The sequence below is a fragment of the Candidatus Binatia bacterium genome, assembly GCA_035631035.1.
Taxonomy (GTDB): Bacteria; Eisenbacteria; RBG-16-71-46; order SZUA-252; family SZUA-252; genus DASQJL01.
The window spans coordinates 77,709-101,806 of the sequence record DASQJL010000082.1; the positions used below are offsets into that span (position 1 = coordinate 77,709).

At 71.5% G+C, this 24,098-nt stretch carries 18 protein-coding genes; all 18 read right to left on the minus strand.

Annotation, left to right across the window (positions count from 1 at the left end; all coding sequences use genetic code 11):
• Positions 1–29 precede the first annotated feature (29 nt).
• The gene (locus tag VE326_09230; GenBank protein ID HYJ33386.1) at positions 30–1,964 is read right to left on the minus strand and encodes a FlgD immunoglobulin-like domain containing protein; all 1,935 of its coding nucleotides are present in this window, start codon (positions 1,962–1,964) and stop codon (positions 30–32) included.
• Positions 1,933–4,650 carry a FlgD immunoglobulin-like domain containing protein gene (locus VE326_09235; GenBank protein HYJ33387.1) on the minus strand — a complete coding sequence of 906 codons (2,718 nt, stop codon included), beginning with the start codon at positions 4,648–4,650 and terminating at the stop codon, positions 1,933–1,935. Before VE326_09235 ends, VE326_09230 begins: the two co-directional genes overlap by 32 nt.
• A gap of 63 nt (positions 4,651–4,713) precedes the next feature.
• The gene (locus VE326_09240) at positions 4,714–6,099 is read right to left on the minus strand and encodes a phosphomannomutase/phosphoglucomutase (protein ID HYJ33388.1); all 1,386 of its coding nucleotides are present in this window, start codon (positions 6,097–6,099) and stop codon (positions 4,714–4,716) included.
• Positions 6,096–7,200, minus strand: a protein-coding gene (prfB, locus tag VE326_09245) for a peptide chain release factor 2 (protein ID HYJ33389.1) whose coding sequence is annotated in 2 segments (ribosomal slippage) — positions 6,096–7,127 and positions 7,129–7,200 — 1,104 coding nt in all. Because the reading frame shifts where the segments join, the coding sequence is not laid out codon by codon here. Before prfB ends, VE326_09240 begins: the two co-directional genes overlap by 4 nt.
• A gap of 18 nt (positions 7,201–7,218) precedes the next feature.
• Entirely contained in the window at positions 7,219–7,821 is a 603-nt protein-coding gene (gene coaE, locus VE326_09250) for a dephospho-CoA kinase (protein HYJ33390.1), read from the minus strand.
• A gap of 39 nt (positions 7,822–7,860) precedes the next feature.
• Positions 7,861–10,908: a DNA polymerase I gene (polA, locus tag VE326_09255; GenBank protein ID HYJ33391.1), complete on the minus strand. Its 3,048-nt coding sequence runs from the start codon at positions 10,906–10,908 to the stop codon at positions 7,861–7,863.
• On the minus strand, positions 10,871–11,485 hold the full coding sequence (gene nadD / locus VE326_09260) for a nicotinate-nucleotide adenylyltransferase (protein ID HYJ33392.1): 615 nt from the start codon (positions 11,483–11,485) through the stop codon (positions 10,871–10,873). Before nadD ends, polA begins: the two co-directional genes overlap by 38 nt.
• Positions 11,482–12,255, minus strand: a complete 774-nt coding sequence (gene bamD, locus VE326_09265; GenBank protein ID HYJ33393.1) for an outer membrane protein assembly factor BamD — start codon at positions 12,253–12,255, stop codon at positions 11,482–11,484. The genes nadD and bamD overlap by 4 nt, the downstream gene beginning before the upstream one ends.
• A complete protein-coding gene (locus tag VE326_09270; GenBank protein ID HYJ33394.1) occupies positions 12,252–12,974 on the minus strand; it encodes a tetratricopeptide repeat protein in 723 nt (240 codons plus the stop codon). Before VE326_09270 ends, bamD begins: the two co-directional genes overlap by 4 nt.
• 33 nt (positions 12,975–13,007) lie before the next feature.
• A complete protein-coding gene (locus VE326_09275) occupies positions 13,008–13,715 on the minus strand; it encodes a hypothetical protein (protein ID HYJ33395.1) in 708 nt (235 codons plus the stop codon).
• Positions 13,712–15,136 (minus strand): 30S ribosomal protein S12 methylthiotransferase RimO, encoded by a 1,425-nt coding sequence (gene rimO / locus VE326_09280; protein ID HYJ33396.1) that lies wholly within the window; start codon positions 15,134–15,136, stop codon positions 13,712–13,714. Before rimO ends, VE326_09275 begins: the two co-directional genes overlap by 4 nt.
• Positions 15,133–17,484: a DNA translocase FtsK 4TM domain-containing protein gene (locus VE326_09285; GenBank protein HYJ33397.1), complete on the minus strand. Its 2,352-nt coding sequence runs from the start codon at positions 17,482–17,484 to the stop codon at positions 15,133–15,135. Before VE326_09285 ends, rimO begins: the two co-directional genes overlap by 4 nt.
• Before the next feature lie 16 nt (positions 17,485–17,500).
• A complete protein-coding gene (gene ahcY / locus VE326_09290) occupies positions 17,501–18,760 on the minus strand; it encodes an adenosylhomocysteinase (GenBank protein ID HYJ33398.1) in 1,260 nt (419 codons plus the stop codon).
• 13 nt (positions 18,761–18,773) lie between these two features.
• Entirely contained in the window at positions 18,774–19,907 is a 1,134-nt protein-coding gene (gene metK / locus VE326_09295) for a methionine adenosyltransferase (protein ID HYJ33399.1), read from the minus strand.
• Between the two features lie 59 nt (positions 19,908–19,966).
• A complete protein-coding gene (locus VE326_09300; protein HYJ33400.1) occupies positions 19,967–20,950 on the minus strand; it encodes a sugar phosphate nucleotidyltransferase in 984 nt (327 codons plus the stop codon).
• Positions 20,947–22,089, minus strand: a complete 1,143-nt coding sequence (locus VE326_09305; GenBank protein ID HYJ33401.1) for a bifunctional phosphoglucose/phosphomannose isomerase — start codon at positions 22,087–22,089, stop codon at positions 20,947–20,949. The genes VE326_09300 and VE326_09305 overlap by 4 nt, the downstream gene beginning before the upstream one ends.
• Positions 22,086–23,831, minus strand: coding sequence for a phosphoenolpyruvate--protein phosphotransferase (gene ptsP / locus VE326_09310; protein ID HYJ33402.1), 1,746 nt, complete (start codon positions 23,829–23,831; stop codon positions 22,086–22,088). The genes VE326_09305 and ptsP overlap by 4 nt, the downstream gene beginning before the upstream one ends.
• Positions 23,828–24,094: an HPr family phosphocarrier protein gene (locus VE326_09315; protein ID HYJ33403.1), complete on the minus strand. Its 267-nt coding sequence runs from the start codon at positions 24,092–24,094 to the stop codon at positions 23,828–23,830. The genes ptsP and VE326_09315 overlap by 4 nt, the downstream gene beginning before the upstream one ends.
• Positions 24,095–24,098 lie beyond the last annotated feature (4 nt).

Consider the following 24,098-nt stretch of genomic DNA (forward strand, 5'->3'; position numbering starts at 1 on the left):
ACGCTCCGGAAGCGGCTTCGGGTGCGGGATCATCGGATCAGGAGGACGCGGTGCGTCGCGACGGCGGTTCCGAGCTTCACGACCACGAAATATAGTCCCGCGGCCGCGTCACCGCCACCCTTCCCGCGACCGTCCCACCGCCAGGTCAGCACGCCCTCCGCCGGCACCGCCACCGACCAGGTCCGGACGATCCGTCCGGCAAGGTCCAGGATCGAGGCCGAGCCCGAGGCGCCCGGCGGTCCCGTCAGGCAAAGCCGGGCCTCGCCGCGAAGCGGCGCGGGCGCGGCGACGATCCGGGGCGCGGCGGGAGACTGCGCGCCGCCGCCGGGACCTCCGGGCGCGGCGCCGGAGACGTTGAGCGTGGTGCCGCTCGGCACCGGCGCCGTCCGGCCGCTGGAATTCCAGGCGCGCCATTCCACGATGTGGCTCCCGGTGGAGAGCGGCGGCAGCACCAGCGTGAAGCGCTCCACGCCGGAGTCGCACCGCCCGTCCCCGCAGGCGATCGGGATCCACGATCCGTTGTCGAGGCGGTATTCGATCGAGTCCACGGTGGCGATCGAGATCGAATCGCCGGCGCCGGAGTGGTACGGATTCCGGTTCGGAAACGCGCCTTCGTCCGCCTCGCCGCGGAGCGTGATCGCCTGGCCCGCCCCGGTGCGGTAGTTCGTGGAGTCGGGACGGACGACGGGGCGCGTCTCGTAGAGGTCCAGGATGCCGCTGCCGTCCAGGTCCACCCAGCCGATCTGATCGGTCGTGAAGTCGCACCAGTCGTCCGGGTAGTTCCCTTTCATGAGGCAGTGCACCGTCGGAATGCCGCAGTAGCCGTCGGCCGGCACGGAGGCGTTCCGGTTCGGGCGGTTGAAGTAGCCGGTGGTCAGCGTGCAGGCCCACCACGCGTTCACCGCCGGATATTCGTCGAGGGCCCAGAACTGGTGCGTGATCTCGTGCTCGAAGTAGTAGTCGAGGGTGGCGCTCCGGGTATTCAGGTTGTTCACGGGGATGACGAAGTAGGGCCCCCCGAGGTTGGAATGGGCGATGTAGCCGTCGGGGAACGTTCCCGTGGCCGACGTGTCGTTCTGGACGGCGAAGGCGATCGCGGCCCACTGAGCGTTCCACCGCGCGCGCGCCGCATTGGCGTAGGCGTAGGCCATCGTGAGGGCGTTTCCCTTCGTCCCGAGCAGGGGCTCGAGCACGTCCTCGATCCAGAGCGTCTCCTGCCCGATCGGGCGGTCGATCGGTTCGTACTTGGTCGCGAGCCCGAAGTGCGGCTCGATCAGGAACGTGAGCGGGATGTTCCTCGAGGCCGCCAGGACGCTCCATTTGAGGAAGCCGCGCACCGCGGCGTGCAGCACCGAGTCGCGGAGCGCGGGCGTCCAATCGAAGTGATTGGGATCCACGGTCCCGTCGCTCTCGGCGAAGAGGATCGGGACGGCGACGCGGCCGATCATGAATTCGCTGGTGTCCTCCCACCGACTGCCGGAGGGAAAGCCGGGCGGCGGCACCGATCCGGGCGGCGCGATCCCCGCGCGCGCGGCCGTACCCGCGAGGAGCGGGTTCCCGACGGCGGAGCGGTCCACCGGCGGCAGCGCGTCGGCGCGGCCGCCGAAGGGGTCGACGTCCGAGGCGACAGCGGATGGAGCCGCCGGGTCCGGCCCGATCCGCACCGGAGGCGCGTCGAGGGCGCGGGCGCCGAGCGGGAGCGTCCGGGCCCCGGCGCTCGCGCTCACGTAATAGGTCGAAGGCAGGAGGGCCACGTGCACGCGGTAGCCGGCCGCCTCCAGCGCGTCGATGACGTCCGACGGCGCACCGGGAGCGGAGACGGCGCGCACTTCGGCCGGAGCGGCGCCCGGCGCGGCGCGGCCGGGGGCCGAAAGGGCGGTCGCCGCGAGCAGAAGCCCCGCGGCCGCGAGCGCCGAGCGCCGAAGCGGCCCCTCAGCGAAGATAGACGACGCGCGTCGTCGCACGTTCCCCTCCCGATTCCACGGTGATCCAGTAGACGCCGCTCGCGGCCGGACGGCCCGCGGCGTCGCTGCCGTCCCAGCGCAGCGTGAAGCGGGCGCCCGCGGCGGCGCCGTCCGCCAGCGTCCTCACCAGCCGGCCCCGCGCGTCCCACACGCGCGCCACGACACGGGCGCCCGGGGCGCCCCCGATCTCGACCGGTGCCGCGAGCGAGGACGAAAAGGGATTGGGCCGCCCGGGACCGACGCGCGTCGCGCGCGGCGCCGAGACCGGAGGCGGCTCCGGAACGGGGGGCGGATCGTCGGCGCGCGTCGGAGCGAACTGGAACGAGCGGCCGAGAATGTCGCTTCCGCTGGAGCGCGACCGGAAATCGGTCCAGATCACGACGGCGCGCCCGGAGGTGTCGAAGCCGGCGCACGGGTCGAACTGGTCGGCCGCCGTGAGATCCTGGTCCACGCGAAGGGGCGGACCCGCGGCCGCGCCTCCATCGAACCGCTGCAGCCAGACGCTCCAGTCGCCCAGCGTTCCCCGCTCGCCCCAGGTCACGACCGATCCGCTCCCGGCCACCGCGAGCGTCGGCCCCGCCGCGGGCCGCCCCGATTCGGCCTCGACGAGCGTGGCGTCGAGCGCCGAGAGGATCCCCGGCCCGTAGCTCTCGTGATAGACGTGCCCGTACCCTTCCGCCCCCGTGCCGAGCCAGACGACCTCGACCCTCCCGTCGTTTCCCGCCCCCACGGAGGGATGGTCGCGTCCTCCGGGCATCCCCGGCGCGACCGGGAACGGCGCGCCGGCGGGCGCGAGCCCCGCGTCCAGATCGAGGAGCCAGAGGCGCTGATCGGCCGAGGATCCCTCCGCGTAGGCGAGCCAGTATCCGCCCGCGCCGTCGGACGCGAGATCGAGGGCATAGACCGGATCCTGAGGCTCGAGCGCGAGCACCGGATGGTTCCCTCCGACCGGCGCGCCCAGCGCCGAGATCCGCTGGCCATACAGTCGAGGCGTCCCGTCGCGTCCGTCGATCCACACGACCGCGAACTCCGAGTCCCCTGCCGCCACGGAGGGCGTGGCCTGGGGGCTCGGGAGGACGTCGCCGATCCAGAACGACGAGGTCGGCGGAATCCCCGGCGACCCGTAGAAGAAGCCGCGGATGTCCCCGCCGTCGGCGAAGTGCGTGATCTGCGCCGCCACCAGGGCGCGTCCCGTTCCCGCGACGGCCGAAGCGAACGCCACCGGACGGTTGGTCAGGTCGTCGCGCCAGAGCAGGTGGTTCTCGCCGTCACGGGCTCCGGCATCGGTCATCCACTGCGCGTACAGGTCGTCGGACCCGCTCCGCCGGTCGGTCCAGGCGGCGACGAAGCGCCCCGGGCCGCGCCCCAGGCGCGGAGCGCGCTGGTCGAACGGCGCCGCATCGTCGTTGAGCTGGGTGTCCGAGCCGCGCCGCGTGCCGTCGGGGAAGAAGGAGATCGCGAAGATGTCGGGAGCGCCGTTCCGTCCGTCCTCCCAAGCTCCGATGAAGGCGTCGCGCCCATCCCACAAGGCCGCGGGCGCGCCCTGCCGTCCGCCGAGATCGGCGTTCACGCGGAAGTTTGCCCCCGGCGCTCCCGCGTCGTAGGGGACGAGGGCGCCCTCGGCGTTCGCGTCCACGCCCAGATTCCCCCGGTAGTCCTCCCACACGAGCAGCGCCGCGCCGGGACCGGAGGTCGCGTACACGCTCCGCTGGTCCTTCCCCGCCGCGTCATCGTTCACGCGAACGTTCCCGCCCACCGGGGCGCCCGCGAGGTCGAAGCGCTGGGCGTAGACGTCGCCGGGGTCGGCGGGAGCGCCCCGGCGGTCGATCCACGCCACCACCCAGCCTCGCGTGGAGTCCGCCGCCACGGTGGGCGTCGCGCACTGGGCCGGTCCGGTCGTGCCGTTGATCTTGAAGTTGGATCCGATCGGGGCGCCGGAACCGTCGAGCCACTGGGCGTAGACGTCGAACGTCGAACCGAAGGCGGAGCCTCCCTCGCGACCGTCCAGCCAGACGACCAGCGTGCGCCCCCCCGCCCCGGCCGCGGCCGCCGGCGCGCCCTGGAAGCTCCCGGTGGGAACGGGATCGACCGATAGTTTTCGATTCGGACCGAGCGGGGCTCCGGCCGCGGTGCGGTACGACGCGTCGATCTCCCCCTGGCCCTCGCGGCCGTCGCCCCAGACGACGAGGAAGCGGTCGGAGCCGATCGGCAGGGCGCGCGGAAGCTGCTGGTCGGCCGAGCCGGCGTCGTCGTTGACGCGAAGGCTCGAGCCGATGCGCGTGCCGATGGAGTCGAGCGCGGCGGCATAGATGTCGCGGTTGCCGCTCCGCGCGTCCTCCCAGACGCACAGGAACGTGCCGGAGGGGCTGGACGCGATGTCGGGAAAGCCCTGCACGGGACCGGGCGCGTCGTCGTTCACGCGCCGGTTCAGGGACGAGCCCAGTCCCAGCGGATCGCGCAGGGACATGAGCTCGATATCGTAGTCGATCGAGACGGGGCCGATATTCCGACCGTCCATCCAGACGAAGAGGAGGGTCCCGTTCGCGCCCAGCGCGGCGCGCGGGGCCCACTGGTTGCGATCGATCCGGTCGTCGTTGACGAGGAATTCATCCTGCGCCGCGGCGCGGCGGGACGAGGCGCAGAGGAGAACCAACGGAAGCAGGGCGAGGAGCGGCTTCCACCGCACGCGTGATCCCCCTCCGGCGAGGAACCGAAGGGACGGCGCTGGTGCGACCGGAGCTTCGACCGGTCAGACCGGAAGCGCGGGGATCGTCACCTCGGGATAGCGCGACAGCACGTCGTAGACTTCCTGCGCGATCGCCGCGAGGCGCTCCTTCGATGTCGCCTCGAAGCGTACCACAAGGACGGGCTGCGTGTTCGAAGCGCGGATGAGACCCCATCCGTCTCCGAACTGCACCCGCGCGCCGTCGACGTCCACGACGTCGTGCGTCGCGCGGAAGTGCTCGCGCACCGCGTCCACGATAGCAAACTTCCGGTCGTCCGGGCAATCGAGCCGGATTTCGGGCGTCGCCACGTACTTCGATTGCGGGAGCGCGTCCACCATCGCGGAGAGCGGCCGGTCCGAAGCCGCGAGCAGCCGGAGCAGCCGTCCCGCGCCGTAGAGGGCGTCGTCGTACCCCGGGAATTCGTCGGCGAAGAACATGTGGCCCGAGACCTCGCCCCCGAGCGGCGCCTTCGTCTCGCGCATCTTCGCCTTGATCAGCGAGTGCCCCGCCTTCCACATGATCGGCTGCCCGCCCTTCTGCTGGATCAGCTCGACCAGCCCCTGCGAGCACTTCACCTCGAAGACGATCGGCGCGCCCGGGTGCGAGGCGAGCACGTCGGCGGCGTAGAGCCCGAGCAGCTGGTCTCCGTAGAGGAGCCGGCCCTTCTCGTCGACCGCGCCCACCCGGTCGGCGTCGCCGTCGAAGCCGATCCCCACGTCGGCGCCGGTCGCGCGCACGCGTTCCTGGAGCGACCGCATCAGCTCGGGCACCGTCGGATCGGGGAGATGGTTCGGGAAGCGGCCGTCCGGCTCGGCGAAGATCGCGTCCACGTCGCAGCCCAGCCGGCGGATCAGCTCGGGGCCCAGGATGCTCGCGGCTCCGTTCCCCGGATCCACGACCACCTTGAGCTTCCGCTTCAAGCGGAGGCGCCCGACGAGGTCCTCGAGATAGGCGGCGTCGACCGAGACCTGCTCCATGCTGCCGCGCTCAACCGGCAGGCCCGGCGTCGCCGCGGCCCGCCACAGGGCCTGGATCTCCTCGCCGTGGAGCGAGGCGAGCCCCTCGGAGAGCTTGAGCCCGTTGTACTCGATCGGATTGTGGCTCCCCGTGACCATGACGCCGCCGTCGGCCTTCTGCTGGAGGATGGCGAAGTAGAGCGCCGGCGTGGGCACCTGCCCCACGTCGATCACGTGCGCTCCGCGCTCCACCAGCCCCGCCGTGAGGGCCGCGGCGATCCGTGGCGAGGAGAGCCGAACGTCGCGGCCGACCGCGATGCGCGTCTTGTCCCGGTCGCGCATCCGGTCGGCGAACGCGCGCCCCACGGCGCGCACCGTGTCGTCGGTCAATTCCCTGTCCGCGATGCCGCGGATGTCGTATTCCCGGAAGATCGTCGGAATGAGGGGGCTCACGCCGTCTCCTTTTTGCGAAGGTATGCGTCCACGAAGGGCTCGAGAACGCCGTCCATGACGCCCTGCACGTCGCTCGTCACCACGTCGGTGCGGTGGTCCTTGACCTGCGTATAGGGCTGGAACACGTACGACCGGATCTGGCTCCCCCAGGAGATGTCCTTCTTCCCGCCCCCCAGGGAATCGCGCTTCTCCTTCTCCTCCTCCAGCCGGAGCGCGTAGAGCCGGGCCTTGAGCACGCTCATCGCCGCGTCACGGTTCCGGTGCTGGCTCCGCTCGTTCTGGCACTGCACGACCAGCCCCGTCGGAAGATGCGTGATGCGGATGGCCGATTCGGTCTTGTTCACGTGCTGGCCGCCGGCGCCGCCCGCCCGGAAGGTGTCGATGCGGATGTCGCCGTCCTTGATCTCGACGTCGCCGCCCTCTCCGGCCTGCGGATAGACGAAGACCGACGCGAACGAGGTGTGGCGGCGCTTCTGCGCGTCGAACGGCGAGATGCGGACCAGCCGGTGCACCCCCCGCTCGGCCTTGAGGTAGCCGTAGGCGTAGGCGCCGTCCACCTGGATCGTGGCGTCCTTGATCCCCGCCTCTTCCCCCGGCTGGAGATCGAGCACCTGATAGGTCCATCCCATCCGCTCGACGTACCGCCCGTACATGCGGAAGAGCATCTGCGCCCAGTCCTGGGACTCGGTGCCTCCGGCCCCGGGGTGGATGGAGAGGATGGCGCCGTGGGCGTCGCTCTCGTCGGAGAGGATGCTGACCAGCTCCAGCTGCTGGATCTTGGGGAGCAACTTCTCCGAGGATTTCTCCAGCTCGGTCGCGATCGACTCGTCGGGCTCGTCCTCGAGCAGGCCGACCATTCCCTGCGTCTCGTCGATCTCGCGGAGCAGCGCGCGGTAGGGATCGACGATCCGCTTGAGCGACTTGAGCTCGGTCAGGACCCTCTGGGCGGCTTCCGGGTTCTCCCAGAAGTCCGATTCGGCCATGCGGGCCTCCAGCTCGCCCGCGCGCGCCTCGCGCTGCGCGACGTCAAAGATAGCTCCCGAGGTGGGTCAGGATCCGCCGCCCTTCGTCGAGCCGCTTCTTCGTCGCGTTCAGGTCCATCCGGGGAATTCCTCCGAGTCAGGGTCGCGGCGCGGAGGCGAGCGAGGCGATCTCGCTCCACACCTGATCCGCGCGCGCCCGAAGCGCCGCGGCGTCCGCATCGTTGACGATCAGCCAGTGCCGCTTCACGGCCGCGAGCGGCGGGAGCGCCTGCCCCCGAACGCGCCGCTCCGCCTCTGCGGCGCCGTAGCCGCGCGCCGCGCGCAGGCGGGCGATCCGCACCGGCTCGGGCGCCGTCACCTCCACCACGCCGTCCATCTCCCGGTCGAGGCCCCAGCGGGCGAGCATCGCCGCGTCCAGGATCACCACCGGCGCCGAAGCCTCGTCGAGCGACTGCCGCACCAGCGCCAGGAGCGGCGGCTGGACGATGGCGTCGAGCCGCGCCATCGCGGCGCGGTCGGCGAAGACCACGGCCCCGAGCCGGACGCGATCCACCGCGCCGTCTCCGGCGATCGCTTCCGGTCCGAACGCCCCGGCGATCCGGTCGCGAACGGCGGGGATCCGGAGCGCCTCCCACCCGAGCGCGTCGCCGTCGATCCGGATGGCGCCCCGCTCTTCGAAGCGCCGCGCCACGGTCGACTTTCCCGACGCCATGAGCCCGGTCACTCCGATGCGGAGCATGGATCGAACCTAGGGGGAGCGTCGTGCGCGGTCAAGGTCTTAGGCGTGGGCGTCGGCCCACGACGTCCCCACGCCGCGATGGACCACCAGCGGGACCCGGAGCGGCAGCGCGCGCTCCATCGTCTCGACGACGAGCGGCGTCAGCGTCTCGATCTCCTCCTCGTTCGTCTCGAAGAGGAGCTCGTCGTGGACCTGGAGGATGAGCCGCGAGCGGAATCCCTTTTCGGCGAGGAGCGCGTCGATCCGGACCATCGCGATCTTGATCAGGTCGGCGGCCGAGCCCTGGATCGGCGCGTTGATGGCCGCGCGCTCGGCTTCGGCCCGGAGCGCGTCGTGGGGATCGCACAGGTTGGGGAGAGGGCGGCGCCGCTTCAAGATGGTCTCGACGTAGCCTCGCTCGCGCGCCTGCGCCAGCGTCGACTCCATGAAGGCCGCCACGCCGGCGTGGGTCCGCTTGTACTCGTCGATGAACGCCTGCGCCAGGGCCCGGGAGAGCGAGAGCTCGCGCGCGAGCCGCACCGGCCCCATGCCGTACATGATCCCGAAGTTCACGACCTTCGCCTGCGCGCGCTGCGCCGGCGTCACCAGCTCGGGGGCGACGCCGAAGAGGCGCGAGGCCGTGGAGGCGTGCACGTCGCCGTCCTTGCGGAACGCCTCGGTCAGGGCCGGATCGTGCGTCAGGTGGGCGAGGATCCGGAGCTCGATCTGCGAGTAGTCGAAGGAGGCGAGAAGCCCGCCCGGGCCCTCGGCCACGAACGCGCGGCGGATCTCGCGCCCCTCCTCCGTGCGGATCGGGATGTTCTGGAGGCTGGGGTCGCTCACGGAGAGCCGCCCGGTCGAGGCGATCGTCTGGTGGAACGTGGCGTGCACGCGTCCCGTCTCGGGGTGGACCAGGCGCGGCAGCGAGTCCACGTAGGCGCTCTTCAGCTTCGAGGCCTGCCGCCATTCCAAGAGGAGCTTCGGCAGCGGATGGAGGAGCGCCAGGCGCTCCAGCACCTCGGTGTCGGTCGAGTAGCCCTCGCGCGTGCGCTTCCCCTTCGGCAGCCCGAGCCGCTCGAAGAGCACCTCGGCGACCTGGCGCGGCGAGTTCACGTTGAACGGGACTCCCGCGGTCTCCTCGATGTTGTGCGCCAGGTCGTCCAGCTGCGACTGGAGCCCCCGCCCCAGCGACTCGAGCGCCTCGGTGTCGACCCGCACGCCGGCGCGCTCCATCCGCGCGAGCACCCCCACGAGCGGCATCTCGACGTCCCGGAAGAGCGGGGTCAGCTCCAGGCTGTCCAGCTCCCGCTGGAGGAGCGGCACCAGGCGCAGCGTGACGTCCGCGTCCTCGCAGCAGTATTCGGCGACGCGGTCGACCGACACCGAGGCCATCGTGACCTGCTCGCGCCCGCGGCCCAGCAGCGCTTCGGTCGGGATCTTGGCGATGTTCAGTCGCGCCTTGGCCAGATGATCGAGCGACTTCGGCTGGTCGGGATCGACCAGGAACGCCGCGACCATCGTGTCGAAGGCGACGTCGCGGACCGGAACGCCGAAGCGGTCGAGCACGTGCCAGTCGTACTTCGCGTTCTGCGCCGCGCGCAGCGCGTCGGGCCTCGCGAAGAAGGGAGCGATCGCCTCGCGCGCCCGGTCGGGGTCCAGATTCCGCCCCGAAGCGTGCCCCAGGGGAAGGTAGAAGGCCCGCCCCTCGGCGGTCGCGAGGGCAATCCCGACGGGGTGGGAGCGGAGCGGGTCGAACCCCGTCGTCTCGGTGTCGAACGCGACGGGACCCCGGGCCTCCGCCAGCTCCCGCGCGAGCGCGTCGAGGTCGGCTCCGCTCTCGAGCACGTGATAGCGGCCGAGCGGCGCGCGTCCCGAGGGAGCGTCGCGCAGCGGCGACTCCCCTTCGCCGAGAACGTCGAAGATGGTCCCGACCGGCTGCCCCACGGCCGCGGCGGGGACCGCGCTCTTCGCGGCCTTCCCCCGCTTGGCGGCGGCGCGCCCCGGACGCGTTTCGGGTGGCGTCCCCGGCGGCGGAGCCGGAGGCGTCGGCGCTTCCGCGTTCTCGGCGGGCGCCCCGGCGCCCTCGGCCGGCGGGCCCGGGGGCTCCGCGGGCGGCGGCGCGGGGCGCGCCGCCTTCGCGATCTCTTCGGGCGGAGGCGCCTCGCTCTCCGGCGCCGGAGCGAGCGGCGCCCCGCCGCGCGAGGCGTACTCCTCGCGATAGCGGCGGGCCAGCACGCGCAGCTCCAGATCCTCGAGCAGCGCGAGCAGCGGCACGTATTCCACCGGCGCGCGCACCAGCTCGTACCAGTGGCGCTCCAGGGGCAGGTCGGAGCGGATCGTCGCCAGCTTGTAGGAGAGCCGCGCGCGATCCTCGTTCTGCCGCAGCTTCTCCCGGATCGAGGGGCGCTCCACCTGGTCGAGCGAGGCGTAGAGCGCGTCCAGGCTGCCGAACTTCTGGATGAGCTGCGCGGCGGTCTTCTCCCCGACGCCGGGAACGCCGGGGACGTTGTCCGACGCGTCGCCCATGAGCGCGAGCAGGTCCACGATCTGCCCGGGATCGACGCCGTAGCGCTCCCGCACGCCGGCGCGGTCCACCGTCACCGCTTCGCCGCCCCCGCGCCCGCGCGGTGCCAAGAGCACGATGCGATCGTTCACGAGCTGGAAGAAATCCTTGTCGGAGGTCAGGATGAGCGTCGTGGCGCGGTCGCGCGCCGCCTCGCAGGCGAGGCTCCCGATCAGGTCGTCGGCCTCCACCCCCTCCTGCTCCACGATCGGCACCCCCAGGAAGCGGATCGCGTCGCGGACGCGCGGGATCTGGCAGGCCAGGTCGTCCGGCATCTTCGGGCGATGCGCCTTGTACTCGGCGTAGACCCGGTGGCGGAACGTGGGCGCGACCGTGTCGAAGACCACGGCCATCCGGTCCGGCTTCTGCTTGTCCAGGAGCGGAAGCAGCGCCTGCAGCATGCCGAAGGTGACGGTCGTCACCTCGCCGCGCGAATTCTTGAGCGGGTTCCGGAGGAACGCGAAGTGGCTCCGGTAGAGGAGCGCCGAGCCGTCGACGAGGAGAAGGCTACGTCCGGCGCGTTCGCCGGCTTCGGTAGAGTCCATGTCGGTCCATGTAGGTCAGCACCGCGTCCGGCACCCAGTATCGCACGCTCGCCCCCCGCGCGACGCGCCGCCGGATCGCGGACGAGGAGAGCTCGATGCCGGGCATCGGCACGAAGACCACGTGACGCCGGAGCGCCCCGCGGAGCGGGGCGCGCGGCGTCCCCTCCCGGCGCGCCACGGCGAGACGGGCGAGCTCGAGGATGCGGCCCGGCTCGCGCCAGGTGCCGAACTCGCGCAGGCTGTCCTCCCCCATCAGGAAGAAGTAGTCGGCGGGCTCGGCGGCGGCGAGCGCCTCCAGCGTGCGCACCGTGAACGTGACGCCGGCGCCCCCCGCCTCCAGGGTCGAGACCTCGAGGCGCGGATTCGAGCGCGCGGCCAGCCGGAGCATCGCGACCCGGTCCTCGGCGGGGGCCAGCGCCCGGCGGCGCTTGTGCGCGGGGCGGCCGGCGGGCATGAGCAGGAGGCGGTCGAGGCGAAGATGCTCCAGGGCGGCTTCGGCCAGGATCAGGTGTCCGAGGTGGACGGGATCGAAGGAGCCGCCGAGGATGCCGACGCGACGCCGTCCGGCGCGTCTCACGGGGTGGCGGAGGAGCCCAGCTCCCGGAGCTGGTCGGCCGCGCGCGACTTGACCTCGCCGGTGGCCGACGGCGGAACCCTCCGCAGAGCCGCGATCGCCTCGTCCTTCCGGCCCAGCTTCACCAGCACGTCCGCGAGGAGCACCGCCGCGTCGCCCGCCCAGCGCGACTCGGGATAGTCGTCGATCAGCTCGCGGAGGTTGATGGCGGCGGCCTGCGGCTGCTTCAGCTTGGCGTAGAGCCGGCCGTTCCGGAACCGCTTCTCCGCCAGGCGGTCGCGCAGCGCCTGCGTGCGCTGCCGCGCTTCGGCCGCGTGCGCGTGGTCGGGATAGACGTCGAGGAACTGCTTGTAGCGGTCGATCGCCCGCTGCGTCTCGGTCTGGTCGAGCGGCGCGGGCCGCGAGTCCAGGTCGTCGCACCGGGCCAGGTAGAACAGGGCGTCGGGCTGGAAGGGAGACTGCGGGAAGTCGCGCGTCAGCCGGTCGAACTGCGTCGAAGCGAGCGCGTAGTCCTTGGATTTGAAGTAGGCGAGCCCCAGGTAGTAGAGCGCGTCGTCGGTGCGGTCGGTGCCGGGATACTGCTCGACGTAGGCCTTGAGGTCGAGCTGCGCCTGGACCCAGTCCCCGCGGTCGTAGGCGGACTTCCCCGAGTCGAAGCTGGCCGTGCCGCCGCTTCGCTCCTGGAGCGCCGCGGCGCCGCAGCCGAATACGGACAGGAGAAGCGCCAAGAACGGCGCCGCGCGCCGGAGCCGAAAGCGTGCGCGCCGGATCATGAAGGGAGCGGGTCCGCGCCCTCTTCGCGCTCCAGCATCTCGAGGTAGGCCCGCGAGCGGACGTCCCCGTCGCGCTCGGTGAGACAGCGCTCCCACTCCTCGCGGGCGCGATGCCGCTTGCCCGAGCGGTAGTAGACCAGTCCCAGGGTCGTGCGCGCGTCGACGTAGCGCGGATTCTGGGCGAGCGCGGAGCGGAGCTCGGCCTCGGCATCGGCGTAGAGCCCCATGCCGCAGTACACCGTGCCCAGCTTGTTCTTCACGTCCAGGAACTGCGGCGCCAGCTTGAGCGCTTTCCGGTACTCCTGCGTCGCGTCGACGGGCATTCCGAGATCGCGGTAGGTGTCGCCCAGCAGCACGTGCGAATCGGCGAGGAAGGTGCGCACGTCCGGCGAGAGGTTCTCGTGATCGGGATCGCGCGGACGCTCCACCGCGAACTCCTCGAGCGCCTCTTCATAGCGCCCCAGCTCGTTGTAGACGATCGCCAGATTCAGCCGCGCCTCCAGGTATTGGGGATTCAGCTCGAGCGCGCGGCGGAACGCCGCGACCGAGCGCTCCCGCTCGCCGCTCATGCCCAGCGCCAGCCCGAGCTGATTGTGCAGATCCGGGAAATCGGGCACCAGCGCGAGCGCCTCCTCGATCTCGCGGATCGCATCGGCGTACTGGCCGCGGTCGAAGTAGTCCCGCCCGAGCACCTGGTGCTGCCTGGCCGCCAGACTCATGCCGACCCTCCCTGCGTTCATGGAGCCGCTCCCTCAGTTCCGGTTGGAGTAGAAGAGAACGACCAGACCGGCCACCACCCCGACCACGATCAGGGGCTCCAGGATTCGGGGCCCCGTGCCCTGCGGCAGCGGGGGGTTCCATCCGGTCGAGCCTCCGGAGACGTACGCGAGATCGCGCTTTCGGACGACGTCCTGAAGCGAGGCCGTGGCACTCCGGGCCCAGACCACCCGCCCCGTTCCCTGCTCCAGCATGGTGGCGCTCGCCCGCATGGTGACCAGCCGCTCGTATCCTTTCACCCCGAAGGGGAAGGAGCGGATCCGCCGCACGTAGCTGACCCCGGCGCCATCCACCCGGGCGTGCAGCTCGAGCGGCGCCGAACCCGAGTCGGAGGCCGGGACGGCCGGCGGCATGCCGGGCGGCATCGTCGGGGGCTGGGCGCCGGGCGTCGCCAGCGGCCGCTCCCGGACCCGGACGTCGCTCGTGACGGAGCGGAGCCGCTCGAGGAGCCGCTGCGCGAGGAGCCCCGACGTGTCCCCCTCCAGCGGAACGACGACCGCCACCGCCCGGTCGCTCGCCTGGCCGCGAAGCAGGTCCGCGGCCACCGTGGCGGCCAGCGAGTCCAGCATCATCCCATGGGTCGGAAGGTACGCGCGGGCCGGCGAAGCGCCCATTCCGAGCCCGGCCAGCGCGAGCGCCGCGAGCGTGGCGCGAGGCGCGAATCCGAAAACGCGTCTCCTCACGTGAGAACCTCCCCGTCCAGGTCGTAGCCCCGCGCGGCGCGGATCCGGACCGTCACCCGGTCGCCCGGCAAAAGCGGGGCGTGCCCCGCGCGCGTCCGGATCAGCGTCTTCCCGTCCACCTCGTAGCCCTGCTGCTCCACGCGTCCCTCCCACACGCCCGGCTTCGCGCCGGGCCCGTCCACGCGCGCCGTCACCTCGCGCCCGACCCAGGCGCCCCACACCCGCGCGGCCACCGAGCGCTGCGCCGTGAGGAGCCGCCGCCGCCGCTCGAGCTTCACCCGCTCCGGAACCTGCTCCTTCATCCGCCCCGCCGGCGTCCCCTCCTCGCGCGAATAGGCGAAGCACCCGACGTGGTCGTACGCGGCGCGCTCGACCGTGCGGAGGAGCTCCTCGAAGTCCTCGTCGGTCTCGCCGGGAAAGCCCACGATGAAGTGGGTGCGGATCGCCACGCCGGGCAGCCGGCTCCGGAGCGTCTCCATGAGGCGCTCCGTGTCGGCGCGGCGCACCTCGCGACGCATGCGCCGGAGCATCGCGTCGGTGGCGTGCTGCAGCGGAATGTCGACGTAGCGGCAGATCTTCGGCTCCTCCTCGAAGGCGCGGATCAGCTCCTCGTTCCAGGTCTTGGGATGCGTGTAGTGCACCCGGATCCACTCGATCCCCGGAACGCCCGCGATCGCCCGCAGGAGCTCGGGAAGGCGCGAGGTCCCGTAGCGGTCGGCGCCGTAGGACGTGGAGTCCTGCGCGATCAGGAGCAGCTCCTTCGTGCCGGCCTCGGCCAGCCGCCGCGCCTCCTCCACCACCGACTCCAGCGGCCGGCTCCGGAGATCCCCGCGGAGCGTCGGGATGATGCAGAAGGTGCAGCGGAAGTCGCAGCCGTCGGCGATACGGAGATAGGCCAGGTGCCGCGGCGTCGAGACCGCGCGATGCGCGGCGAGATCGACCGCGGTGCCGGCGGGCCCCACCTCGAGGAGGGGTGCCTCGGCGCCGCGGCGCACCCGGTGCGCGACGCGCACGATCGCCTCGACCTGCCCGGTCCCGACGACGGCGTCCACTTCGGGAATCTCGCGGAGGATCTCCCCCTGGAAGCGCTGCGCCAGGCATCCCGCCACGACCAGGCCGCGCAGGCGTCCCTCGCGCTTCAGCGCGGCCATCTCGAGGATCCGGTCGATCGACTCCTTCTGGGCGGGACCGATGAAGGCGCAGGTGTTCACGATCGCGACGTCGGCCTCTTCGGGCGACGCGGTCGTCGAAAACCCGCCGGAGGCGAGCAACCCCGCCATGATCTCCGAGTCCACGAGGTTCTTCGCGCAGCCGAGCGTGACCAGGGCCACCCGCACCGTGGCGGCGCCGGCGTCCTCGCCCGGCTCGATGCGCGCGGGCACGGACGCCCCCGCCGCGGTCAGCCCGATCGGGACGCTCACGCGTCCTCGTCCAGCGACGCATGGGCCGCGCGCCGCTCGGCCAGCTCATGCTCGGTGACCAGCACTTCGCGCCCCTTCGCCCCCTCGGACGGCCCGACCACGCCGCGCTCCTCGAGGAGATCGAGGAGCCGCGCCGCGCGCGAGTAGCCGACCTTGAGCCGGCGCTGGAGCATCGAGGTCGACGCCTGCTGGTGGAGCACCACCAGGCGCATCGCCTCTTCGAACAGCTCGTCGTCGCTCTCCGTCTCCTCCAGGGCGCGCACCTGCTCCAGTGCGGAGTCGTCCGCCACGACCTGGCCCCCCTGCGATTTCAGGAAGCCCACGACGCGCTCGATCTCCTCGCCCGACACGTAGGAGCCGTGGATGCGGTAGGGCTCGGGCTTTCCGGCCGGGAGGAAGAGCGAGTCGCCGTGACCGAGAAGGCTCTCCGCGCCGTTCATGTCCAGGATGACCCGCGAGTCGGTGCGGCTCGCGACCTGGAAGGCGATCCGCGAGGGGAAGTTCGCCTTGATCATCCCCGTGATCACGTCCACCGAGGGGCGCTGCGTCGCAAGGATCAGGTGGATGCCCACCGCGCGCGCCATCTGCGCGAGGCGGCCGATCGGCTCCTCGATCTCCGCGGGGAGGAGCGCCATCAGATCGGCCAGCTCGTCCACCACCACGACCAGGTACGGGAGCTTGGCGTCCGCCCCGGCGACCGCGGGATCGAGGCCCAGCCGGTTGTACGACTCGATGTTCCGCGCCCCGTGCTTGGCGAGGAGCTGGTAGCGGGTCTCCATCTGCTTCACGCAGTAGCGGAGCGCCTGCGCCGCCTTCTTGGGCTCGGTCACCACCGGCATCGCGAGGTGCGGGATCTTGTTGTACGGCGTGAGCTCGAGCATCTTGGGATCGATCATGATGAAGCGGAGCTCGGCCGGCGTGCGCGTCATGAGCAGGCTCATGATCAGCGTGTTGATGCAGACGCTCTTCCCGGAGCCGGTCGCCCCGGCGATCAGGAGGTGCGGCATCTTCTCGAGGGACGTCGTGAACGGCTCTCCCGCCACGTCCTTGCCCAGGGCGAACGGCAGCGCGTCCCCGCTCTCCTGGAACGTCTTCGACGTCACGATCTCGCGGAAGGAGACGAGCGCTTTCTTGCGGTTGGGGATCTCGATCCCGACCGCCGCCTTCCCCGGGATCGGCGCCACGATGCGGATCCGCTGCGCCTTGAGCGAGAGCGCGAGATCGTCCTGACGGTTCAGGATCTGGTTCACCTTGACGCCCGGCGCGGGCTCGTACTCGAACAGGGTGATCACGGGGCCGGGGTGCACCTCGGAGACCTTCCCCGCCACGTCGAAATCGGCCAGCGTGCGCTCGAGCACGCGCGAGAGCTCGAGGAGCTCGGCCTCGTCCACGGCGTGCGTCTTCGACTCGTGGCGGTCGAGAAGGTCCACCGGGGGGAGCGCCGCGTCCATCGCGGGCGCGGGCGACAGCGAGAGCCCCGCTTCCGGAGCGCCGGCGGAGCCGGGCACGCCCGGGGCCGATCCCAGTCCGCCCACGGTGGCCGGGGCGGTCCGCCGCTTCTCCGGCGCCGCGGGCGAGGGAGGCGGGAACGGGATCGACATCGATTCCGCGCGCTCGCTCCGCGACACGATGCGCGGCTTGGATTCGCGCCGCGCGGCGTTCTCGCCGGCCGGAGGCGAGAACGCCGAGGCGAGCGCCTCTTCCTCTTCGACGATCGGGGCCTTCCGGCCGCGTCGCGGCGGCTCGGGCGCGGCGGCCTCCTCGGCCGGCGCGGCCGCGGCGCGCTTCTTGGGCGCCGGCGCGGGGAGGATGCGGGCGAGGAGTGCGGCGGCCGCGCGGCGGAGCGGCGAGGAGGCCCCGAGCTCGAACGCGACCACGCCGATCACCACGAGCGCGGTGCCGAGCGCCAGCTCGCTCCCCACGCGGCCGAGGAGCCGGGTGGCGACGAGCCCGATCCACTCGCCCAGGCGCCCGGCCAGGCCGCGGTTTCCGCCCGAGAGGAGATCGAGAAGTCCCAGCGCGAGCACGGCGCCGCAGAATCCGATCGCGGTGCGCAGCGCGAGGTCGCCCGCGGGGCGAAGCCGGATCCGGTTCCACCCCCAGGCGAGGAGCGCGATCGGCGCGAGCCAGGCGCCCACGAGGCCGAGGGAGGTGACGAGGCCCGAGGCGACGAACGCGCCGACGACCCCGCCCTGGTTCCGGACGGCGCCCGTGGAGAGGAGATCGGCCGTCGTGTCGCGCGCGTCGCGCGTGAAGAGGGCGAGCGCGACGAAGAGGGCGACCGAGAGAAGGCAGAGCCCCAGGATCTGGTACTTGCGGCGGACGGGCACCCGTCCCAAGAGCCACATGCCGGTGTGGTCGCTCCTACGTTCCCTGCTGCCAGGACGCGAGGTACGCGACCTGCTCGGGCGTCAGCGTGTCGATGCGGACTCCAAGCGCTTCCAGCTTCAGGCGCGCGATCTCGGCGTCCACCGGAGCGGGAATGGCGTAGACGTTCGGCTTCAGCTCCTTCGCGTGGGTCTGCAGGTATTCCAGCCCCAGCGCCTGGTTGGCGAAGCTCATGTCCATGACGGAGGCGGGATGCCCCTCGGCGGCGGCGAGGTTGATGAGCCTTCCCTCGCCCAGGACGAAGACCCGCTTGGACCCGAGCGTGAACTCCTGCACGAAGGGTCGCACCTCGCGCGACGCGGAGGCTTCCTTCGCGAGCGCCTCGAGGTCGATCTCCGCGTTGAAGTGCCCCGAGTTCGCGACGATGGCGCCGTCTTTCATCTGGCGGAAGTGCTCCATGCGGATCACGTTCAGGTTTCCGGTGACGGTGACGAACACGTCGCCGACCTTCGCCGCCTCGGAGGCTGGCATGACCGGAAAGCCGTCCATCACCGCTTCGAGCGCGGGAAGCGGATCGATCTCGGTCACGATCACGTGCGCGCCCATCCCCCGCGCGCGGCTGGCGAGGCCGCGCCCGCACCATCCGTAGCCCAGCACGACGAACTTGGAGCCGGCCAGGAGCCGGTTGGTGGCGCGGAGCACGCCGTCGATGGTGCTCTGCCCCGTCCCGTAGCGGTTGTCGAAGAGGTGCTTCGTCTTGGCGTCGTTCACGGCGAGGATCGGGTAGCGGAGGGCCCCGTCCTTGGCCATGGCGCGAAGACGGATGACCCCGGTGGTGGTCTCCTCGGTCCCCGCGATGACGCCCTTGGCGTCGCCCGCGCGCTGCGTGTGGAGCACGGTGACCAGGTCGGCGCCGTCATCCATGGTGAATTCGGGGCGCACGTCCAGGCAGGCCGCGATGTGCTTGTAGTAGGTCTCGGGGTCCTCGCCCTTGATCGCGAACGTCGGGATGCCGAGCCGGTGCGCGAGCGCCGCGGCCACGTCGTCCTGCGTCGAGAGCGGGTTGCTGGCGCAGAGCGCGATCTCCGCGCCGCCGGCCTTCAGGGTCACCATGAGATTCGCGGTCTCGGTGGTCACGTGCAGGCAGGCGGCGACCCGCCGCCCGCGGAAGGGCTTTTCCTTGGCGAACCGCTCGCGGATCTGCCGCAGCACCGGCATCTCCCGCTCGGACCACTCGATGCGGCGGAGTCCTTCCTCGGCCAGCTTGGAATTCGCCACATGTCCCTGCGGCGTCATGGCGACCATCGTCTCAGGCGTCACGCTTCAATTCCTCCACGCGATCGAGGAGCTCCCACTTGAACCCCTCCTGGTCGCGTCCGAAATGTCCGTAGGCCGCGGTGCGCCGGTAGATCGGCTTCCGCAAATCGAGCGCATGGATGATCGCCTGCGGCCTCAAGTCGAAATGCTTCCGCACCAGCTCGCCCAGCCGGGCGTCCGGCACCTTGCCGGTGCCGTGGCTGTCCACCATCACCGAGACCGGCTCCTCGACGCCGATGGCGTAGGCGACCTGCACCGTCACGCGGTCGGCGAGGCCCGAGCCCACCAGGTTCTTCGCCACGTGGCGCGCCGCGTACGAGCCCGAGCGATCCACCTTCGTCGGATCCTTCCCGCTGAAGGCGCCCCCGCCGTGCCCGCCGAAGCCGCCGTAGCTGTCGACGATGATCTTCCGGCCGGTCAGTCCCGTATCCGCGCGCGGGCCGCCCAAGACGAACCGGCCCGTGGGGTTGATGTGGTAGACCGGATCCTTGTCGACCAGTCCCTTGGGGAGGGCCGGCCGGATGATCTCGTCGATGATGCGATCGCGAAGCCGGGCGATCTCGGCGTCGCTCATCTCCGCGTGCTGGGTCGAGAGCACGACGGTGTCGATCCGCTTCGGCACGTCGTCTTCGTACTCGACCGTGACCTGCGACTTGCCGTCGGGGCGGATCTCCGGGAACTTCCCCGACCGGCGCGCATCGGCGAGCGCCTTCGTCAGCCGGTGCGCCAGCATGATCGGAAGCGGCATCAGCTCCGGCGTCTCGCGCACGGCGTAGCCGAACATGAGCCCCTGATCCCCCGCGCCGCGGCGGTCCACGCCCTGCGCGATGTCGCGCGACTGCTCGTCGATCGCGGTCAGGACCGAGCAGGTCTCCCAGTCGAAGCCGTACTGCGGGTCGTCGTAGCCGATCGAGCGGATCGTCTCGCGCACGATGCGCGGGATGTCGACGTAGCACTTCGTGGTGATCTCGCCGGCGACCAGGGCCAGCCCGGTCGTCACGAGCGTCTCGCAGGCGACCCGGCCGAAGGGATCCTGGCTCAGGATCCCGTCGAGGACCGCGTCGGAGATCTGGTCGGCCACCTTGTCGGGATGCCCCTCGGTCACCGATTCGGACGTGAACAGCATGGAATGGCGCAGGCGCGGGTTCTGCCGCGCCTCCGGTGCGGTCTGCGTAGCGGGAGCGCTCACGAGACTTCGACCTCCGAAGAGTCTCCGACGTTGAGACGCTGATAGCCGCCGCGGACGACCGTGTTCTCTCCGACCACGGAGAGATCCAGCAGCACGTCCTCGACGATCGCGCCTTCGTTGACGATCGAGTTCTTGACCACCGAGCGGCGCACGCGCGCGCGCGCGCCGATGGATGCGTGGGGACCGATGACCGAGTGCATCACGTCCGCCGTCGGGTCCAGAGCGACGGGAGGCACGATGACCACGCCCGGCCGCTCGACGTGGTTGCCGGCCACGTCCAGGAGCGCGCGGTTCGTCTCGAGCAGGGCGTCGGTCTTGCCGCAATCATACCAGCCCTCCACCGGGAAGGGGCGAAGGTCCGCGCCGCGCGCGAGCATCTCCGCCAGGCCGTCGGTGAGCTGGATCTCCCCCTTGGTGCGCTTGCCCGAGCGCTCCACCTGCTGCAGGCAGGAGAAGAGAAGGGGGGAATCCTCGAGATAGTAGAGTCCGACCAGGGCCAGATTCGATTTCGGGTGCTCGGGTTTCTCCACCAGCGACACGATCCTCCCGTTCTCCAGCTCGGCCACGCCGAACCGCCGCGGGTCTTCCACCTCGCGCACGCCCACTTTCGATCCTCCGGTCACGAGCCCGCGCAGGTCAGCGCGGACGATCGTGTCGCCGAGCAGGATCAGGCTCGGCGCCGTCCCCACCGCCTCGGCCGCGCGCGACACGGCGTGTCCCAGGCCGAGCGGCTCCTCCTGCACGACGCAGGAGACCGCGAGATCGGTCCGCGACGCCGCATACGCCCGGAGCCGCTCGCCGTGCGGGCCCGGCCCGATGACCAGCACGACGCGCTCCGGGCTCACGAGCGCGATCTGATCCAGGATGTGCCCCAGGATCGGCTTCCCCGCGACCGTGAGCAGCGCCTTGGGGGTGGTGATCGTGTGCGGCTTCAGGCGCGTTCCCGCGCCCGCGACCGGAATGACGGCGACCGGCCTCACCGGAGGAGGGCTTCTTTCAGCGACTCCACCCCCGGAAGGGCGCTCGGATCCACTCCATTGGCGAGCGCGAGGTAATAGCTCACGAAATCTCCCAGGGCGGACGCTCCGAGGAGCCGCGCCGCCGCGTCCTCGCCCTCGGCGAGAACCTCGACCGCGACGACATCCTTCCGCTTCAGATAGGCGCCGAGCCAGGCGAACCGGGCGGCGATCCGCGGGTGCTCCTCCGGCTCGCGGAGCAGCACGACCGCGAGGCGCCCCACCGCGGCCTTCGGCCCGGCGAAGCCGTCCACCTCGTTGTGATTCATCTCCGGAAGAACCGAGGCCCACGCGAGCTGCTTGGCGTTCTCGTTGAGCTGGCCCTTCCAACGCTGCGCGACCGCCGCCAGGCCGCGCTCCCCCCCGATCACCAGGACGGCGCGTCCCGCCAAGCGTATCGCCAGTTTTTTGGCTAAGTTGCGCGATTGTAGCACACGCGTCCCGCAGGCGGAAACCACCCGCTCCACGGCCTGGGCGGCCCCCTCCATGCGGTCCCCGAGGCCGGGAACGACGCCCACGTGGGAGGCCACCGCGGCCAGGGTCGCGAAGGAGTACCCGAGCGCCGCGCGGGGGGGATGCCCCGGCGGGAGGTACGCCGCGGGAATCCCGGCCGCGCCGGCCTGGGCGGCGAGGGTCCCGCCGGTCGAGAGGACGCATCCCCTGGCGCCGATCGAGCGCGTCGCCTCGAAGGCGGAGAGCGTCTCCTCGGTCTCTCCCGAATAGGAGGAAAAGACGAGAAAATCCTCTGGCGTGAGCCACGCCGGCGGCAGGTAGTGGCGGACCACGTGCACCGGTGCCGTTCCCTCGCGCTCGGCGACGGCGCGCAGCAGATCGCCGGCGATGGCGGAGCCCCCCATGCCGAAGAGGACGAGCCGTCGCGGCACCCCGGGCGTGAGATGCCGAAGGGCCGGCGCGGCGATCGAGGCGCCGGCGCGAATCTGCTCCGGGAACGATTCGATGCGCGCCGCCATGCCCCGCGGGTCGAGGCGCTCCCGGCGCCGGGGGTCGTCCAGCGGGACGGCCGCTCTCGGCGCGGGCCGCTTCCGGCTCGCGGGCTTCCGCGAGGCCGCGCTCCGGCGGGCCGGCTTTCGCGCCGGGCTCACGCCGAGAAGTACTGCGGGAAGCGGCGGCTCATGAAGTCGGTCACGATGGTGCGCACCTCCGAGGGGGTGGACAGGCTGAGGCAGCGCTGCGCCAGGCTCACCGCCTCTTCGTACATCGAGGCGCGGAGGATCGTCTTGATCTCCGGAAGAAGGTAGGGGCTGACGCTCAGGTCAGCGACGCCGAGACCGAGAAGGAGCACCGCGTACAGCGGCTCCCCCGCCATCTCGCCGCAGATCCCCACCCGGATGCCGAACCGCTGCCCCGCCTCGATCACGGTGCGGATGGCGCGGAGCACCGCGGGATGGAGCGGCTCGTAGACCTCGGCGAGCGACTCGTTCCCGCGATCGACGGCCAGCGTGTACTGGATCAGGTCGTTGGTGCCGATGCTCACGAAATCCGCCTCGCGCGCGATCAGGTCGATCGCGAAGACCGACGCGGGCGTCTCCACCATGACTCCGAGCGGCACCTGCTCGGCCATCGGCACCCCCTCGTGCGCGAGCTGCCGCCGCACGCGCGAGACGATGGCGCGCGCGCGGCGGAAATCCTCGAGACCCACGACCATCGGGAACATGATCCGCACGTTCCCGCAGGCGGTGGCGCGCAGGATCGCGCGCACCTGGGTGCGGAAGATCTCCTCGTGGCGGAGCGAGAAGCGAAGCCCCCGCATGCCGAGGAAGGGATTCCGCTCGACCGGCGTGCCGAGGTAGCTGGCGAACTTGTCCCCCCCCACGTCCAGCGTGCGGATGGTGACCGGGCGCGGGGCCATCGCCTCGACGATCGACTTGTAGGTGCCGAACTGCACCTCTTCCGTCGGCAGCGAGCGGCGGGAGAGATAGAAGAACTCGGTGCGGTAGAGCCCGATGCCGTCGGCGCCGTTCTCGAGGATGCCCGGGAGCTCCTCCGGCACTTCGAGGTTCGCGCCCAGCGCGATGACGCGCCCGTCGGGCGTGACGCACCGCTCCTCGCGGAGCACGGCGAGGTTCGCGTTCAGCTCTTCGTAGCGGCGCTTCTTGCGTCGGTGCTCCTCGAGGATCTCCGGCTCGGGATCGAAAACCGCGACGCCCCGCGTGCCGTCCACGAGCGCGGTGGCCCCCTCGCGCGCCGCGTCCATCGCGCTCTTCAGGCCGACCACGGCGGGAATCCCCCGGGCGCGCGCCATGATCGCGGTGTGCGAGGTGCGGCCGCCGAGATCGGTCGCGAAGCCGAGGATCTTGTCGCGCGGCGCCAGCGCCATCTCGCTGGGCGGAAGGTCGGCCGCGACGATCAGCGAAGGAACGCTGAGGTCGCTCAGCGATCGGGAGCGGACGCCGCCCAGTTTTTCGAGCACGCGGCGGCGCACGTCGCGCACGTCGAGGGAGCGGCCGCGGGTGTACTCCCCGTCCGCCTCCTCCAGGCGCCCGGCCACCGTGGTCAGGATCCTCCGGTAGCAGAACCCCGCGGTCCGGAGATCGCGCTCGATCGCCTGCAGCGTGCGGGAGATCGCCTCGGGATCGTTCAGGATCTCGAGCTGGGCGTCGAGGATCCCCGCGTGTTCTTCGCTCGTCTCGGCGGCGATCTTGTCCCGCAGCTCGCGCACCTCGGCCGTGCCGGCGGCGATCGCCTCGCGGAAGCGGGCCTGCTCGGCCGCGACCTGGTCCGGGGCGATCGGCCCCGCGGGGATCTCGATCTCCTCGGGGTCCACGATGTGGACCGGTCCGATGCCGATGCCGGGCGAGGCGGCGATGCCGGTGAGGATGTTCATTCTTCCCCGAATTTGTCGTTCACGACGCGAACCAGGGCGGCGAGCGCCTCGACCTCATCGTCCCCCTCGGTCCGGAGGAGGATCTCCGCGCCCCGCTCGGCCGCGAGCATCATGACGCCGAGGATGCTCTTGCCGTTCACCTCGAGGCCGTCGCGTCCCACGATGATGTGCGACGCGAACTTGGCGGCCTCCTTGACGAACACGGAACAGGCGCGCGCGTGCAGCCCGAGCCGGTTCTGGATCGTCACCGTCTGTTCGACCACCCGC

What these genes read in the sequence shown, in the direction of transcription:
- coaE (HYJ33390.1), bottom strand. Translation starts at nt 7,821, where the DNA reads ATGCTCCGCATCGGAGTGACCGGGCTCATGGCGTCGGGAAAGTCGACC.
- ptsP (HYJ33402.1), bottom strand. Translation starts at nt 23,831, where the DNA reads ATGAACATCCTCACCGGCATCGCCGCCTCGCCCGGCATCGGCATCGGA.
- polA (HYJ33391.1), bottom strand. Translation starts at nt 10,908, where the DNA reads ATGGACTCTACCGAAGCCGGCGAACGCGCCGGACGTAGCCTTCTCCTC.
- metK (HYJ33399.1), bottom strand. Translation starts at nt 19,907, where the DNA reads ATGCTGTTCACGTCCGAATCGGTGACCGAGGGGCATCCCGACAAGGTG.
- bamD (HYJ33393.1), bottom strand. Translation starts at nt 12,255, where the DNA reads ATGATCCGGCGCGCACGCTTTCGGCTCCGGCGCGCGGCGCCGTTCTTG.
- VE326_09285 (HYJ33397.1), bottom strand. Translation starts at nt 17,484, where the DNA reads ATGTGGCTCTTGGGACGGGTGCCCGTCCGCCGCAAGTACCAGATCCTG.
- VE326_09270 (HYJ33394.1), bottom strand. Translation starts at nt 12,974, where the DNA reads ATGAGTCTGGCGGCCAGGCAGCACCAGGTGCTCGGGCGGGACTACTTC.
- ahcY (HYJ33398.1), bottom strand. Translation starts at nt 18,760, where the DNA reads ATGACGCCGCAGGGACATGTGGCGAATTCCAAGCTGGCCGAGGAAGGA.